Raw genomic sequence first — 16,406 nt, 5'->3', positions numbered from 1 at the left:
TTTCACAATCATGTAAAATGCCTAAGGCAAAGGAGTCGATTATGTTGGCAAAAACGTTGATTTTCGGGCATAAAAATCCGGATACGGATACCATTTGCTCAGCTATTGCTTATGCAGACTTAAAAACCAAACTGGGCGCGGACGTAGAGCCGGTTCGTCTGGGCGAGGTGAACGGGGAAACGCAGTATGCACTGGATTATTTCAAAGTGAGCGCGCCACGTCTGGTTGAGCAGGTTGCTGCTGAAACGGACAACGTCATTCTGGTCGATCATAATGAACGCCAGCAAAGCGCCGCTGATATTGACAAGGTACGTGTAACTGAAGTCATCGACCATCACCGGATTGCTAACTTTGAAACAAGCCAGCCGTTATACTTCCGCGCTGAGCCGGTGGGTTGCACAGCCACCATTTTGAACAAGCTCTACAAGGAAAATGGTATAGCGATTCCGAAAGAAATCGCAGGTCTAATGTTGTCCGCGATTATTTCCGATTCCCTGTTGTTTAAATCCCCAACCTGCACGGATCAAGACGTAGCTGCTGCTCGTGAACTGGCTGAAATTGCTGGTGTAGATGCAGATCGTTACGGTTTTGACTTGCTTAAAGCGGGAGCTGATTTGAGTGGTCATACCATTGAACAGTTAGTAAGTCTGGATGCCAAAGAATTTCAGATGAATGGTCACAAAGTGGAAATTGCTCAAGTGAACGCAGTAGACGTCAATGATGTGCTATCACGTCAAGCTGACCTAGAAGCTGCATTATCCCAAACCATTGAGGCCAAAAATCTCGATCTGTTCCTGTTCGTTGTAACAGACATCGTGAACAGTGATTCCATTGGTATTGCCCTGGGAAGCCAAGCACAAGCGGTTGAGAAAGCCTATAATGTTCAGTTGGACGACAATAAGGCTGTTCTAAAAGGCGTTGTATCGCGCAAATCGCAAATTGTGCCTGTATTGACTGACGCTTTTAACAGTTTGTAATGATAAATAATAAGCCTCCTGAACCCGACTGCATAATGGCAGTGGAAGCAGGAGGCTTATTTTTATTTGTTCAGTTCTGCCAGGACATCTTCGATGCGGAATTCAAATGCCAATTTCAACTGATCGCTCATCAGATGCCAGGCGTTTTCAGCTACAGCGAGATCGCCGCTATGAGTAAAGGCATGTGCGGCACCCATGTATTTTTTATATTTCACGGGGACATCTGCTTCAATCAGCCGTTTGGCATACAACTCGGCTTCGTCAGCCAAGGAGTCCAACTCCGCAGTTATGATCAGAGCAGGAGGGAGATTATGTAGTGATTCTGCAAAAATGGGGGAAACCAACGGATTTCGCGCCTCATCTGGTGAGTTCAGATAACTTTCATTAAAGATTTTTGCTACTCGTGGCGGAATCCCCTTCTCGAATTGGGGCTTCAATTTGGGATCTGTAGCAATATCCAGTGGTGGGTAATCCAGTTACCTGATATACAATTGGAAATTCCTTGCGCTCCCGGGCCATAAGACACAGCGCCGCCGCTAGATTGCCACCCGCACTGTGCCCCCCGACCGCAATGCGTTGAGGATCTACGTTAAGCACATCAGGATGCTTGTACAACCATTGGGTCACCTCATAGCTTTCCTGTAGCGGGATAGGGAATTTATGTTCTGGGGCCAAGCGATAATCAACATTAACGACGACGCAATTCGCACGTTCAGCAATGACCGGGCACCAAGGATCATCCATCTCGGCGCTACCCATTACAAAACCGCTGCCATGGAAATTAACGAATACAGGGAGTGGATCAGCAGACCGGTGAGAAGGTTCATATACAATCACCCTGGAGTCACCAATAGAGGTGGGGATGTTTCTTTCTTTCCGATGTACTTTGGGAGAATGGGAAGGTTTGAAATCGGACGCAGCTACCATTCTGCCAGCCGATATGCGAGCAAGTTTGACGAACAGTTTTTGTCTCAGTCTTCGCACCATTTTTCTCTCTCCTCTCTGGAGTCGGTTAGACGCGAACCTTTAACATCTTCAAACGCAGAACGTACGCGTGACAAATAGGTTTGGAACTGACAGATTTCCGACTCACTAAAGTCTGACATCAGACGTGAAGCCAGCCCTAGGAAAAAGGGATCCATCTGTTGAATTTTACTTCTTCCTTTATCGTTCAGGGACACGAACACTCCCCGCTTGTCATTGGGATCGTCATATTTATTAATGAATCCCTCTTGTTCGAGAGAAATAACCATAGAACTGATTGCTGCCCGGCTTACACCCATCTTATCAGCCAAAGCAGAAGGAGATGACATTTCATCTCTTTGCGCTGAAAGTACACAAAGCGCGATATATTGTCCGTAGGAGAGACCAAATTCACGTGAACGTTTTTCCATATTTTTTCGTATTTCATACGTTATGGAAAATAAATCCACCAAAACACCAATCGGTTTATTGCCACCTGGAAAGAGATTATAGGCCAGTTGACGAATTTCGGAGTCCAAAAAAAAGAACATGCGATCCACCTCGATGTAGTTAATTAGTTAACTGTAATTTAATTAACCACTGGTTGCAATGATTTATACAAACTTTGTTCCGCATTTTTAAAAAAATATATCTGCAAAACGTCATATCCAGGGGCCGATACACTGATCGAGGCCCTGATTCACAAAGGCTTGTATGGAGGGCTGGCGCAGGGTACGTCCTTCTTGCCATCGCCACTCACTATATTGAACCTTGGCGGTATACATGGGTTGCACCCAAAATGCGTCTTGATGCCGATCCGGTTTATTGCTAAAAGGTCGCTCCGATATGGTATGTGGCAGCAGGCGCTCGGTAAGCTGACGCCAATCTTCCCGAGTCAGCTTACCCGTACCCACATGCCCGATATAGCGCAGCATTCCTTGTTTATCATATTGGCCCAGCAACACAGCGTTGATAAGGCCTCCGTTTAGGGTATAGCCACCGATAACGGCAATGATATCGCCATAATTTTTGACTTTGACCCATCGTCCGTCTTTTCCGCCCAATGTGTACGGACTATCCAGCTTTTTACACACAATGCCTTCCATTCCTTGGCTGCACATGACCTGAAATAGAGCTTGTCCATCAGGATGAGCGGGAGCCAGTTGAATCCGTTCATTCGGTATGATGATCTGATGCAGCAGTTCAAGCCTTTCCTGTAACGGTTTAAGATGAACCCACTCCCCGTTCAGATAAACAATATCAAACAACATGTAAGTAGCGGGTACAGCTTCATAGGCTGACTGAATTCGATCCGTTCGACGAATCAGATCCCTTCGCATAATTTCATGGAACGATGGCTTACCGTCGGCACCGAGTGCGATCATTTCCCCGTCCAATATGACCGAATCAGCTTTACAGTAGGAGGGGAAGAGAGCAAGCTCCGGGTATAAAAGCGTTCGTTCGTGCTGTTTGCGGTTGAACAGACGCGTGCTGCCCTGGTCGTGATACGTCAAAATTCTCGTACCGTCCCATTTTATTTCGTAACGCCAAAGGCCTGTTGCATCTACAGGTACTTTTTCGCTCAGTTCCGGTTCAAACGGGATGACAGGTTTTAATTCCGTACGCAACGCAGCACCTCCCTTGCCTTCATTGGAATAAATATAGTGTCGACGATAGATCTTATTTTATGTATGTGATGTTTCGCTGATTCCTAAATAGGGGAATGATAAGGATATCTTGCGCCGGCACGAAGTGATTGCAGTAATTCGTAATTCGTTAGCATGGAGTTGTAACGGGATGTTCTTCAGTCAGAAAGGAGATTGGTTTCATGAGACAAATTCGCGAGGAGGACCATGCAGTAGTCATGGTGGATGATGGGCAGGTAGTTGCAGAAGTAGGCTATAAATCCATAGATGACCACTCATTGGTCATTGACCATACATTTGTATCCGAGCAGTTACGGGGTCAAAAAATCGGCAAGGAGCTTATCGACCGAGTGGTTGATATGGCAAGGAATGAGCATAAAAAGGTTATTCCTGCTTGCTCGTACGCGCTTGCTCTGTTCAAGCGCCATAAGGAATACAGTGACGTATGGCAGCAATGAATATGGACCATCAAGGCTGCTTAATTGCATAACCGATACAACACCGGAGCGGGTAATCAGACCTTCCCGGTGTTTTTTGTGTGCATAAAGCTTGTAAAATCAATGCATTCTACCGTTGATATAGGGAAGTAAAGGGCTATTCTCAAATGTTGAATCATATTTTCTGACAGATGGCTATGAAATTGTTCATACTGTTGTCACTTCACAGGCTGTCCATGAGTTCTATATAATATATTATGGTTATGACTACAACAGTAACGAAAACCTGAATTTAAACGAAGGAGACGCTCATGATGAATAAAGCGAGTGAGGACAAGCAGTACGTTCCAACGAGCAATCGTAATTTTACAGCCTTGATTATCACCGTTTCCATAATAGCCAACGTGATTATTTTGCTGCTGTTCTTTTCGCCGATCGGATACCAGGGTAGTGTGAGTTTTGATCTCACTATTTTCCCAAGGCTGAATGCGATTTTTAACAGCTTCACATTTATTTTTCTGGTGGCTGCACTGGTTGCTATTTTCAAAAAGAACATTAAGCTTCATAAAACCTTTGTTTTGCTGGCCTTCGCCAGTACCGTTTTATTTTTATTTTCCTATTTGACCTTTCACTACATTTCGCCGGAAACTGCAAAATATGGTGGGGTGGGTATCCTTCGGCCGATTTACTTTACGCTGTTGATTTCGCATAGCATACTGGCTGCGATTATTGTACCGCTGGCCCTGTTCACGGTTGTATGGGGATGGACGATGCAGGTAGCAAAACATCGTAAGATTGCACGCTGGACGATGCCGATTTGGCTATATGTGAGCTTGACCGGGGTACTGGTATACGTTTTCATGGCCCCATACTATTAATAGATTAAACCCTTTGCGGGTTGATTTAGGGAAATGGCGTCTCTACTGAAGAGACGTCTTTTTTTGTATCCAATAAAAGAAAAATTATTCCTTCTAAATTTATTTTATTGAAAAAACGTTCCTTCTTTAGCGGTATTTCTGCTATAATTTGCCTTAATCAACTAAGAACAAGGGGGTCACCATGTGACAAAGAAAGCGAAAGGCAGGTTACGGTTGCTTGTATCTATGTTAGCGCTGGTTGTACTGCTGAGCAGCTGCGGTGGTGGAGGATCAAAGTCGGAAAAGGTTGACGGAGGGAAAGTAACACTGCAATTTTGGACCATTGCACTACAACCTACATTTACCCCGTATTTCAATCGGGTGATTGCCGATTATGAGCAGAAGAACCCCAATGTCAAAATTGACTGGAAGGATTACCCTTATGACGCAGTGACCAACAAGCTGTTGACAAGTATCGCTAGCAACAGCAGTCCAGATGTAGTCAATCTCAATACAGAATTTGCTAGCCAAATGGGCTCCAAGGGTGCTGTTGTTGATATGAATGAGCATTTGTCGCCCGAGGAAAAGGCTGCTTATTTCGAGGGTATTTATAATTCTACAGTTATTAACGGTAAAGCTTATGCGCTACCCTGGTATACCGGTACAGAAGTGCTTTACATGAATACAAAGCTGGTCAAAGCTGCCGGATTGGACCCTGCTCATCCGCCCAAAACCCGGGAGGAATTGTCTGAATGGGGCCGTCAGATTAATAGAAAAATTGGCAAGGCAGGCTATGCTCAGCAGCTTGTATCCAAGCTTTTCGCTGTGGACGGCATTCCTATCCTAAATAAAGAAAAGACAGCAGCGGCGTTCAACACACCAGAAGCAGTCACTATGATTGATAATCTGAAAAAACAGATGGAAGATGGCATTGTACTCAAGGAAGACGCTGAATTCTCACAACAAGTGAAATATTATGCCGGCGAGCAGGTTGCTTTCGAGCTGGCAGGCCCGACGTTCATCAATTTTATCAAAACGGCAGCGCCGGATGTTTATAAGAACACAATTGCTGTCCCTGTCCCAACCGGCAAAGCCGATGTGCGGCTCTCCAACTCCATGGACCTGGTCGTACCTGCTAAGTCTGCACATGTGGACGAAGCAGTGAAATTTGCTGTGTTCTTGACAAACGCAGAGAGTCAAACAGCTTTTTCTAAAGCGGCGAATACACTACCTTCCACGAAAGAATCCATTAAAGATCCATATTTTACTCAGTCTGACAAATCATTAGAAGCACAAGCCAAGGTAGTATCCGCGCAAAGCTTGGATAAGGCGACAGATTATATGGTCGGTGTGCCTAATGCCAAAGATGTGAACAGTGCCATCGCGCGAGCTTTACAAAATATGGTATTGAATGGCACGGATACGAAGCAGACGCTTACTGCTTTGGAGCAGGAAGTGAACGATATTTTAAAGCAATAGGTTTGACAGGGGAGTAAGTGAATACTCCCCTGTTCATTTATCAAAATCAGGTGGTGATGCAGCATGATCAAATGGTTGAGGTCGGAGTCCTTTACGGCCTGGGCCTTTATGACGCCGGGACTGTTATTGCTTGCCGTCTTTGTATTTTGGCCTATTATTTACAGCATTCCGCTGGCATTGACGGACTACTCTGTCATATCAGACACCCATTTTGTCGGCTTGGATAATTTTGAAGCGGCGTTTAAGGACCGTAACTTTCTTATTTCGATTTGGAACTCATTGTTGTACGTGCTCATTGTCCCCTTTCTTCAAATTTTCTCCATCCTGATGGCTGTGCTTGTGAATAGCCGTATCCCGGGAATTAAAATATTTCGTACGACCTACTACATCCCTGTTGTGACTTCGATGGTAGCGGTAGCCTTAATTTGGAGCTGGCTGTTGGGCAAAAACAGCATAGTGAACTACTTGCTCATGCAGGTCGGCTTGATTAGCAAAGACATACACTGGTTATCGGACAGCAACTTGGCTTTGTATGTACTAATGTTCATCACAATGTGGAAGGGACTCGGGTATTATATGATGCTCTATCTGGCTGGATTACAAAATATTCCCCAAGATCTGTACGAAGCCGCTAGAGTCGACGGAGCAAGCCGATGGCGTCTGATTGTCCATATTACTCTTCCGCTGCTGAGACCCTACGTTCTGTTCTGTACCCTTATATCGCTCATGTCAGCTATTCGCGTATTTGATGAAGTATATGTACTAACCAAGGGTGGGCCGGGAACGGCCACGTTGACATCCAGCTTGTATATTTTTCAAAAGGGCATGGAGCAGTTTAATTTTGGATATGCTTCCGCGCTTGGCTTAATTGTCGGTGCAATGATTGCCGTACTTAGTATTATCGTATTCCGATTCAATAGGAAAGGCGGTGTCAATCCCTATTGATGAATCTAAAGGATGACAAAATGCTACGCTCATCTCTTCCTAAAAAGGAAAGCAGCCGCATCATGCGCAGTCTTGCTCGAATACTGAGAATGACGGTCATCTACGTGCTTCTAGTGCTACTCGCCCTCTTTTTAATGGGACCGTTCCTATGGCTGCTCAGCGTATCCCTCATGCCAGGCCGCAACATTTTTTCAACGCCACCCGCTATTTTTCCGACCTTTATTGATTTCGACAACTACGTTCAGGTGTGGCAGTTCATGAATTTTCCAAAGTATATGCTGAATACGGTCGTCATTACGGTGTTGGGCGTTGTGCTTAATGTGGTGCTCGCCAGTCTGACAGGATATCCCTTGGCTGTGTTTCGCTTTAAGGGTAAAAATCTGGTGTTTACGCTGCTGATTGCCACGATGATTATTCCTTCCTACACCGCATTTATTGTGCATTATCTGACCATTCAAGGGCTTCATCTAGGCAATACCTATTTAGGTGTGGTGTTGCCTGGGGCAGTCTCCGTTTTCAACATTTTTCTAATGCGACAGACGTTTATCCATATTCCTACCGATGTGCGTGATTCCGGTAAAATGGACGGCGCCTCGGAGTTCCGAATTTGGTGGCAGCTGGTGCTTCCGCTGGTCAAGCCAGCGCTGGCTGTAATCTCTCTATTGGAGGCGATGTCGTTCTGGAACAGCTTTCTGTGGCCAATCGTTATTTTGAACGATACGGAGCTATATCCGCTGGCAGCTGCGCTCACGTATCTCAACGGTCAATTTGCCTATAACTTCGGCTGGATTGCTGCAGGCACAATGATTTCGGTACTGCCGATCATTATATTGTTCCTGTTTACGCAGCGCTACTATATGGAAGGTCTGGCGGGAGCGGTAAAAGGATAAGCCAGTAGTCACGGCTACGAAGAGCCTGTGAAGGGAAGGAGACGATTGCGATGAAATTGTCCAAAGGAATGGGGCCTCATTCAGGTGTAGGGCTATCACGGCAGGAGATACAATATTATTTTCGTGATGTGTATGACAGCGGGGAAAGGCTGGTTATCTCCGAACCGCGACTGATCTGTGAACTGTCCTCTCGCTTTGCAATGAATCAGGAGTATGAAGGTGTGCTGGACCCTGAGGGACCGATCAAGCTCATTGTACCTCCAGGACCGGGTGTACCGACTGAAACACGGGGAAGCGTACAGTTGGTGCTCGAATATGACGGAACGCTTGCTGCAGACGGATATCGGTTGGACATTCAGAAGGACGGGCGGATTGAAATCCACGCTTCCAATAAAAGAGGGCTCAAATACGGCATGGATGCCCTGCATCTCCTGCTTCAGGTGGAACAGGAGCGATGTGCTCTGCCGGTGATGTCTATTCGGGATGAGCCTTCCTTTCCGGTCCGAGGAATTATTGAAGGCTTCTATGGGAAACCGTGGAGTTTCGCGGATCGGCTGGATGCCGTCCGTTTTATGGCTACGCACCGGATGAACACGTTCATGTATGCCCCGAAGGATGATCCATATCATCGTGAGCTATGGAGAGAACCGTACCCTGAGGATACGTTTGACCAGATTCGCGAATTAAAGGAAGCTTGCGAACGGCATGAGGTTGATTTTCATTATTGTATCAGCCCAGGGAACGATCTGAGCTTTGGCAGCGATGAAGATTTCCTCAAATTGACGGAAAAGCTGGCGGCCGTGATTGCGATTGGCGTACGTCATTTTTCTGTATTAATGGATGACATTGACTATGTACTCAAAGGGGAAAATCGACATTTGCTGGGCCGCTCGGGTCACGCTCATGTCTTTTTGACGAACAAGGTGCATGCATGGCTGGCTGAACGACTGCCTGAATTTACGCTGACGGTCTGTCCTTCGGAATATTGGTCATATTGGGATACTGAATACAAAAAGGATTTCCGTGAGCGGCTGCATCCGGAGATTAAGGTGTTCTGGACGGGGTACTTTGTTTTTGCTCCACAGATTAGTCGCGAGCACGCCGCTGATAATCATGCATACTTTGGGCATGAGCTGTGGCTGTGGGATAACATCCCGGTGAATGATTGTGACCATGATCGGTTATTCCTTGATCCGCTGCGCGGACGGTATTCCGGGCTACCGGACTGCGGACATACCGGTATGGTGGCCAACCCGATGAATCAGTGGGAATGCTCCAAAGTGACGCTCATCACGATGTCCCACTACATGTGGAACAGTGAACGGTATATGCCTGAGCTATCTTGGGAATGGGCTGCGCGGGAGTTAGCGGGAGAGCGTGCGGATGAACTGATGTTTTTCTGTCGTCAAAACAGGAACAGCCGATTAGGCGGCAACACGTATGAGGACGTGGACCTTGCTTTGAAAATGCGCGATATCCCTGCGCTGGATATGTACTTTGAGCGGCTGCTTCAGGCGGTGAGCGTCCTGCGGAACGTGCCTGCCGATGATCTAGCCGCAGGGTTCGTGTTCCAGGCTGCACCGTGGCTGGAACGTGCCGAGCTGGACGCGGGCCTGTGGCAGGTGCTGCGTCAAGCTGCGCTCAGCAGCGAGCGACAGGACGATGCACAGTCGGGGGAGAGCAGCACGCCGAGCGAAGAAATTGACGGGCCAGAGCCGTCGCCTCTGACGGACGAAATCGCAGGAGAACTGCGACGCGGTATCACTGCTTGCTTAGAAGCGGAGGTTCGGCTGGGTAGCAATCCGGCGATCCGTGCTGCCGCGCAGTGGGGTCATGTCGATCAGGATGAACAAGGCAAATATCGGCTGATCTTGTGAGTGTTTGCGATGGATTAAGAAACCAAGGCAGCATAGCTGCCCTGAAAATAATCATTTGCCGTTAGGATAACGGTAATTTTCAGGAGAGGTGGAATGTACGGTGAAGTCAAACACCCGATTACTTTTTATACCGCTGGATGAGCGGCCCTGTAATTATCAATTTCCTTATTTACTGGCACAAGGCACAGACTTGGAAATGGAGCGGCCCCCATTAGAATGGATGGGACAAAAGAAAACCCCTGGCGATACGACCAGACTATGGACATGGCTCGAAGAACGCGCAGCGACTGCTGATGGAGCCATTGTTGCGATGGATACGTTGCTGTACGGAGGAATCGTACCTTCTCGACTACACGGTATGTCGAGCGAGCAGGTCAGAGATAGAGTGAATCGGCTTCGCAAGCTAAAGCAGCTATATCCGCAACTGACTCTGTATGCATTTCAACTGATTATGCGTTGTCCGCAATACTCTTTGGCTGATGAAGAACCGGATTACTATGCCGATTGGGGTCGTGAGATATTCAGAAAGGGCTTCATTGAGCATCGTCAGGAACTGGGGATCGCTACCGCAGAAGAGTTGCTTGAATTAGTTGATATTAACGAGCGTTTGCCAATGGAAATACTGGATGATTATCTGGGACGTCGCCATGTGAATTTGGAGGCCAATGAAGTTGCACTGGATCTCGTAGCAGAAGGTATCATTGATTTTATGATCATCCCACAGGATGATTCGGCTCCCTACGGCTATACCGCCAAGGATCAGCAGCGCCTAAGAAGTCGTATTTCTGAGCTTGAGCTGGATTTGAATGTATACATGTACCCGGGGGCAGATGAAGTGGGTTGTACGTTGCTGGCTCGTTGGGTTAACAAGATGAATAATGTAGTCCCACTGGTGTATCCTCGATTGTCTGCTTTGCAGGGGGCATTCGTAGTTCCGCTTTTTGAAGATCGCTATTTTTACGAAACCTTAAAATATCAGATTATGGCGGCAGGTGGGCTAATAGCTTCCTCAGCAATGGAGGCTGATTTGATTTTGTTGGCTAACACACCCGGTGACACCATGGCAGAAGCTTCATCCCAGCAGCGTGCAATGACCGGATATGATGTACATCGGAATGTAGTAGAGCTGGTTGAGTACGGTTCTTATATGCTGCAATATGCAGGTCAAAATGTTGCAATTGCTGATGTGGGCTACGCCAATGGAGCAGATCTCAAGCTAATTAGACTATTGAAGCAAAAAGGACTGCTTTTTAAGCTGGCAGGTTATGCAGGCTGGAATACCAGTTCTAACACGCTGGGCACCGTCATTGCCCAGTCTATGCTGTATACCCACTATGGCCCTACGGAGGAACATTTGGATTTTCTGTCGCTGCGCTACGCCGAGGATGCCTGTTATTGCGCTGTGGTACGTACGGCTATGAATAACGGGATTGTGGAGCAGATGGGTTTTACCAAGTTTATGCTCGATGGACCGAGAGGCTCGGTAGCTGCGGTTATTCGCGGACGGCTTGAGCAGGCGCTCAATGAATATGTGAACGGGCCGGAAGGCCACGTGGAAATTACAGATTGCTACATGCCGTGGAACCGCACCTTTGAAGTCGGATTAACCGTACGGCATCATGCCGAGAAGAGAGGGTGATTCCTATGGGAATGGAAGGTGTGTTATCCAAAGTTCAGCACGGACTGATCGTATCCTGTCAGGCGCTGCCAGGCGAACCGTTACATGGAGCAGATTCTATGGTCAAAATGGCGCTTGCCGCACAGCAGGGTGGAGCTGTAGCGATTCGCGCCAATGGCGCATCGGATGTACGTGCGATTAAACAGGCGATTTCTCTACCAGTCATTGGCTTGATTAAGCGGGATTATGATGATTCTGATATTTACATTACGCCTACCCTTCGTGAAATGGAGGAACTGGTGGAGGCAGGCGCGGATATCATTGCGCTGGATGCCACATTACGACCGCGCCCAGCGGGATGCAAGCTGAAGAGGCTCATAGATTATGCCCATGAGCAGGGAGTTACTTCCATGGCAGACATTTCGACACTGGAGGAGGCGCTTCATGCGGCCTCTCTTGGCGCAGACTGCGTATCCACCACGTTATCCGGGTATACACCGTACTCTACTCGGATTGAGGGTCCTGATCTGGAGCTGGTTCGGAGAGCGTCAGAACTGGTTCCCGTTCCTTTAATTGCAGAGGGCAAAATCTATGATCCGGCGCAGGTTGAGGAAGCATTCCGAATGGGAGCACATGCAGTGGTCGTAGGCTCGGCGATTACCAGACCCCAATTGATTACGCAGCGGTTTGCCGATGCCGCAAGGAAGGCAGTGAAATGCATCTATGGAGATGAACGACCGAATTAACACGTATTATCCTTCATTAACGAAATCGGAGCAGAAAGTCGCCTTGTGCGTACTGGAGCATCCCGCAGACATCATATATTTTTCCGTGACAGAGCTTGCGGATTTTGCAGGTACAGGCGAAACGACCGTCATGCGCTTTTGCCGGAAGATTGGTTTCAAGGGTTATCAGGATTTCCGACTGTCCCTGGCACAAAACCAGACTTATCGTAAAACCGATATGGGCGAGGAGAACATCGACCCAGATGACGAACAAGATATTACGCGTACGGTGTATCACAACATGCTCGATATTTTGCACTCCAGTATGGGACTGCTGGACCATTCAGAGCTTGGCCGTGCGATTGCGTGTCTCGATCAAGCGGGCTATGTTCAATTTTTCGGTGTAGGCGCTTCGGGAATTTCTGCGCAGGATGCTAAAAACCGTTTCTTACGGATCGGGCGTCGCGCCGAGGCTGTGGCAGACGGACATATTCAGTCGATGATGGCGGTGTCCATGAACCCGGGTGATGTGGCTATCGGCATTAGTGTATCAGGAAGTACGCTGGATACGAACGATATGCTGCATAAAGCCAAGCAAAACGGTGCAACTGTTATCGCAATTACGAATTATGCCAAATCACCCATTACCTCCATTGCGGATATCGTGTTGCTGACCGCAGGCAAGGAAGCTCCAATAGAAGGTGGTTCCATCGGCGCTAAAATCTCACAACTATTCGTGATTGACCTCATCTGCGAAGGGCTTGCTCGCAAGCATACGAATCACACCAAACAGATGAAGGAAAAAACAGCGAGGGCCGTTATTGAACGAAGCTATTGAGATTTTTCAGTTGTGAATTGAAAACTTGTGCTCCGACAGTTCAATGACTTGTGTTTGTGACGCTTATGAATGGTTATTTCAAGTATTGCTATTAATAGAAGGTTTGTACAAAGAGCTAGTAAGCTTTTATGTAGGGCAACAAGGAGGTTGGTGTGGTGGTAGCTGCTGTGAACAGAGTCATTGGAATCGACATTGGGGGCACATCGGTGAAGGCCGCCATAGTGGCACGGGACGGATCGGTGCTTGATGAAATCCGGCTGGATACGGACGCTTCCCGTGGACGTGAATGGGTGTTGTCGCAGGTGTCAGAATCTGTGCTCGGACTGTTGCGTTCTTTTGGGGATACCAGCATCGGTGCATATATAGATATAGGCGCTCTAGGTATTGCTACTGCTGGCAGAGTAAATGTGGAGAGCGGCGTAGTTGTGTATGCCACAGATAACCTACCTGGCTGGCAAGGTACATCCTTAGTAACGTGGGCTAAAGAAAAACTGGCTTTACGAGCGGTTGCTGATAATGATGCGAACGCCGCTTTACTTGGAGAAGCGTGGCAGGGAGCGGGGAAAGGCAAGCGACGCTTGGTGATGCTCACGTTGGGAACAGGTGTCGGAGGTGCATATATGGAAAATGGCCTCTTGTGCAGAGGGGCTTATTGGAGCGGCGGTGATTGGGGGCACAGTATTCTATACCCCGGAGGACACCCCTGTAATTGCGGAAAAAAAGGGTGCGCCGAGCAATATGTATCGGGGAGCGCCCTGTTACGTCGAGGTAGGGAACACGTCGGTAAATTGTACCGCTCGGGAAACGAGATTGTGAAAGAGGCCGTTCACGGTAACCAGGAGGCAATCCAGGTGCTGGATGATTACACCGCAGATTTAGCTGTACTTCTAGCTAACATCTCGGTGACTCTTGATCCTGAGGGGATCATTGTAGGCGGAGGAGTAGCGGACACGGGAGAGGTCTGGTGGCCTATGCTGGAAAAGCATCTGCACCAATTTGGAGTTCAAACGGAAGTAAGTCGGGCATTGTTGGGCAATCGCGCTGGAATCATCGGCGCTGCACGGCTTGCCTTCGAAATGACCGAGTCCTAGTACAAGAATGAAAGGGGAACGAACCATGACGCAAAAACGGCTTGATACCGACATTGTTGTGATTGGCGGAGGTCTGGGGGGGACATCGGCAGCTCTTGCGGCGGCGAAGGCTGGCATGAGAGTCATCGTGACAGAGGAGACGGACTGGTTAGGGGGGCAGTTAACTTCACAGGCGGTTCCTCCAGATGAGCATCGATGGATCGAACAGTTTGGTTGCACAGCAACATACCGTGAGTTCCGTAATCGTGTACGTGACTATTACCGTCAGAACTATCCGTTAACCGAAGAAGCTCGAAATAATCCCATTCTCAATCCTGGGAACGGTTGGGTAAGCCGTCTGGCCCATGAACCACGGGTAGCTCTGCGGGTGCTTGAAGATATGCTCGCTCCTTATTTGAATACGGGGCGCGTTCATGTATACTATCACACCGTGCCTATTGCCGTTCAGACGGATGGGGACTGTATTACTTCTGTAACTGTCCGTACCTCGAATAGCGCTGATCATAAGTGTGGATTTAGAGTGCTGCACGGAACGTTTTATCTGGATGCGACAGAGTGTGGTGATCTCCTTCCGATGGCGGGCGTGGAGCATACGAGTGGAGCGGAGTCGCGGGCTGCTACAGGTGAACCTCATGCACTGGAGTGTGCTAACCCTTTTGATATGCAATCTATCACACATGTGGCAGCCGTAGACTATATTCCCCAGGAAAGTTTCATTATAGAGCGGCCGCAACAATATGATTTCTGGAGAAATTATATTCCGTCCTTTTCCCGTTTTCCGATTTTGAGCTGGTTTGCTACTGACGCGGATGATACCAGTAAACTAAAACAGTTCACATTGTTTCCTAACGATCAGGGCATTGTATCCTTATGGGATTATCGTCGTATTGTAGATCCCTCGATATGGAGCAAACCGCTAAATGATGGTGAGGTAACTCTTTTAAACTGGGCGCAAAATGATTATTACCTAGGGCCATTGATCGGTGTTACCGCTCAAGAGCAGGCAAAACATCGAGAAGGAGCGCGTGAGTTGACTCGTTCATTAATATATTGGCTTCAAACCGAAGCGCCCCGATTAGATGGAGGGTTCGGCTATCCGGGAATTCGACCACGGGGTGATATTCTCGGCACTTCTGACGGTCTGGCTAAAACGGCTTATATTCGCGAGTCACGCCGAATTCAGGCCAATTATATGATATCTGAGTTTGATGTAAGTCGTGAGCTTCGGGGAGAAGAGGGTCCTAAGCGATATATAGACAGTGTAGGTGTAGGTAGCTATCATTTGGATCTTCATCCAACTACGGTATCTCAGCGAACATTCTACATCCCTAACTATCCCTATGAAATTCCATTGGGCTCACTTATTCCGGTGAGGGTGCGCAATTTACTTCCTGCCTGCAAAAATATAGGGATGACCCAAATAGCCAATGGCTGCTATCGATTGCATCCTACAGAATGGAATATAGGAGAATCAGCGGGAAGCCTAGCGGCTTACTGTGTCTCCAACGAAGTATATCCCATTGAAGTGAGCCGATCAGCAGAGCATCTTGGATGTTTTCAAAATGTTCTTCTTCGCCAAGGTGTCGAATTGCACTGGCCTGCAGAGGTATTTGAGCCAGAGGAAGTCATCAGCTAATGAAGGGGCAACTAGCCCCTCGACTGATTTTAAATGAGCTGAAAGATGAGTGGATTTATTCTAAAATAAAAAAACAAAAAAAGTGCTTGCTAAGTTGCTGGGGTTTATGATATATTATTTGAGCTGACAACAAAACAGCAGTTTCAAAAGCGAAAAGCTTGGGTGAAATGATCTTCAAAAAAAGAAAAAAATAACCCTTGCATTTTTGAAACGAACATGGTATGATCTTATAGCTGCTGAAAAACGCGGCGAAAGAGAAATGTTTGATCTTTGAAAACTGAACAACGAGTGAGTAAAATGATTTTGCTTGCAAAATCAAACAAGAGATATTTTATCTCGTCAGTTTCAAAATGAGCTTATCGCTCTTTCTATAAACCAGCTTCGGTTGGTCTTTAATGGAGAGTTTGATCCTGGCTCAGGACGAACG

14 protein-coding genes and 1 pseudogene are annotated in these 16,406 nt (G+C 47.4%); 12 read left to right on the top strand and 3 right to left on the bottom strand.

What is annotated here, in order from left to right:
• Positions 1-44 precede the first annotated feature (44 nt).
• Positions 45-977, top strand: coding sequence for a manganese-dependent inorganic pyrophosphatase (locus ACUYLD_RS19935; RefSeq protein ID WP_446675890.1), 933 nt, complete (start codon positions 45-47; stop codon positions 975-977).
• A gap of 62 nt (positions 978-1,039) precedes the next feature.
• Here ACUYLD_RS19935 and ACUYLD_RS19930 read toward each other — a convergent pair.
• The 3 genes and pseudogenes from ACUYLD_RS19930 to ACUYLD_RS19920 form a co-directional block, all read right to left on the bottom strand.
• Positions 1,040-1,964, bottom strand: a pseudogene (locus ACUYLD_RS19930) (alpha/beta hydrolase).
• Positions 1,949-2,491, bottom strand: coding sequence for a MarR family winged helix-turn-helix transcriptional regulator (locus ACUYLD_RS19925; protein ID WP_061830683.1), 543 nt, complete (start codon positions 2,489-2,491; stop codon positions 1,949-1,951). The pseudogene ACUYLD_RS19930 and the gene ACUYLD_RS19925 overlap by 16 nt, the downstream one beginning before the upstream one ends.
• Before the next feature lie 111 nt (positions 2,492-2,602).
• Positions 2,603-3,568 carry an ATP-dependent DNA ligase gene (locus ACUYLD_RS19920; protein ID WP_446675812.1) on the bottom strand — a complete coding sequence of 322 codons (966 nt, stop codon included), beginning with the start codon at positions 3,566-3,568 and terminating at the stop codon, positions 2,603-2,605.
• Between the two features lie 200 nt (positions 3,569-3,768).
• On the opposite strand from ACUYLD_RS19920, the gene ACUYLD_RS19915 reads away from it, so the two are divergent.
• The 11 genes from ACUYLD_RS19915 (at position 3,769) to ACUYLD_RS19865 (ending at position 15,979) form a co-directional block, all read left to right on the top strand.
• Complete coding sequence (locus ACUYLD_RS19915) at positions 3,769-4,044, top strand: GNAT family N-acetyltransferase (protein WP_069290891.1); 276 nt, start codon at positions 3,769-3,771, stop codon at positions 4,042-4,044.
• Between the two features lie 290 nt (positions 4,045-4,334).
• Positions 4,335-4,901, top strand: a complete 567-nt coding sequence (locus ACUYLD_RS19910; RefSeq protein WP_013308403.1) for a DUF420 domain-containing protein — start codon at positions 4,335-4,337, stop codon at positions 4,899-4,901.
• 183 nt (positions 4,902-5,084) lie between these two features.
• On the top strand, positions 5,085-6,359 hold the full coding sequence (locus ACUYLD_RS19905) for an ABC transporter substrate-binding protein (RefSeq protein WP_446675811.1): 1,275 nt from the start codon (positions 5,085-5,087) through the stop codon (positions 6,357-6,359).
• A gap of 63 nt (positions 6,360-6,422) precedes the next feature.
• Complete coding sequence (locus ACUYLD_RS19900) at positions 6,423-7,304, top strand: carbohydrate ABC transporter permease (protein WP_061830675.1); 882 nt, start codon at positions 6,423-6,425, stop codon at positions 7,302-7,304.
• Entirely contained in the window at positions 7,304-8,194 is an 891-nt protein-coding gene (locus tag ACUYLD_RS19895; protein ID WP_446675889.1) for a carbohydrate ABC transporter permease, read from the top strand. The genes ACUYLD_RS19900 and ACUYLD_RS19895 overlap by 1 nt, the downstream gene beginning before the upstream one ends.
• Before the next feature lie 50 nt (positions 8,195-8,244).
• Positions 8,245-10,071 (top strand): beta-N-acetylglucosaminidase domain-containing protein, encoded by a 1,827-nt coding sequence (locus ACUYLD_RS19890; RefSeq protein WP_446675810.1) that lies wholly within the window; start codon positions 8,245-8,247, stop codon positions 10,069-10,071.
• Positions 10,072-10,171: 100 nt separating this feature from the next.
• Positions 10,172-11,710 carry a DUF4127 family protein gene (locus ACUYLD_RS19885; RefSeq protein WP_446675809.1) on the top strand — a complete coding sequence of 513 codons (1,539 nt, stop codon included), beginning with the start codon at positions 10,172-10,174 and terminating at the stop codon, positions 11,708-11,710.
• Positions 11,711-11,715: 5 nt separating this feature from the next.
• Entirely contained in the window at positions 11,716-12,435 is a 720-nt protein-coding gene (locus tag ACUYLD_RS19880; protein ID WP_061832130.1) for an N-acetylmannosamine-6-phosphate 2-epimerase, read from the top strand.
• Positions 12,413-13,252 (top strand): MurR/RpiR family transcriptional regulator, encoded by an 840-nt coding sequence (locus ACUYLD_RS19875; RefSeq protein WP_061832131.1) that lies wholly within the window; start codon positions 12,413-12,415, stop codon positions 13,250-13,252. Before ACUYLD_RS19880 ends, ACUYLD_RS19875 begins: the two co-directional genes overlap by 23 nt.
• 152 nt (positions 13,253-13,404) lie before the next feature.
• Positions 13,405-14,343 (top strand): ROK family protein, encoded by a 939-nt coding sequence (locus tag ACUYLD_RS19870; protein WP_446675808.1) that lies wholly within the window; start codon positions 13,405-13,407, stop codon positions 14,341-14,343.
• A gap of 25 nt (positions 14,344-14,368) precedes the next feature.
• Positions 14,369-15,979 (top strand): FAD-dependent oxidoreductase, encoded by a 1,611-nt coding sequence (locus tag ACUYLD_RS19865; RefSeq protein WP_446675807.1) that lies wholly within the window; start codon positions 14,369-14,371, stop codon positions 15,977-15,979.
• Positions 15,980-16,406: the final 427 nt, after the last annotated feature.

Source organism: Paenibacillus sp. SER-28, from assembly GCF_052906305.1.
This window is presented reverse-complemented; position numbering and strand designations above follow the sequence as displayed.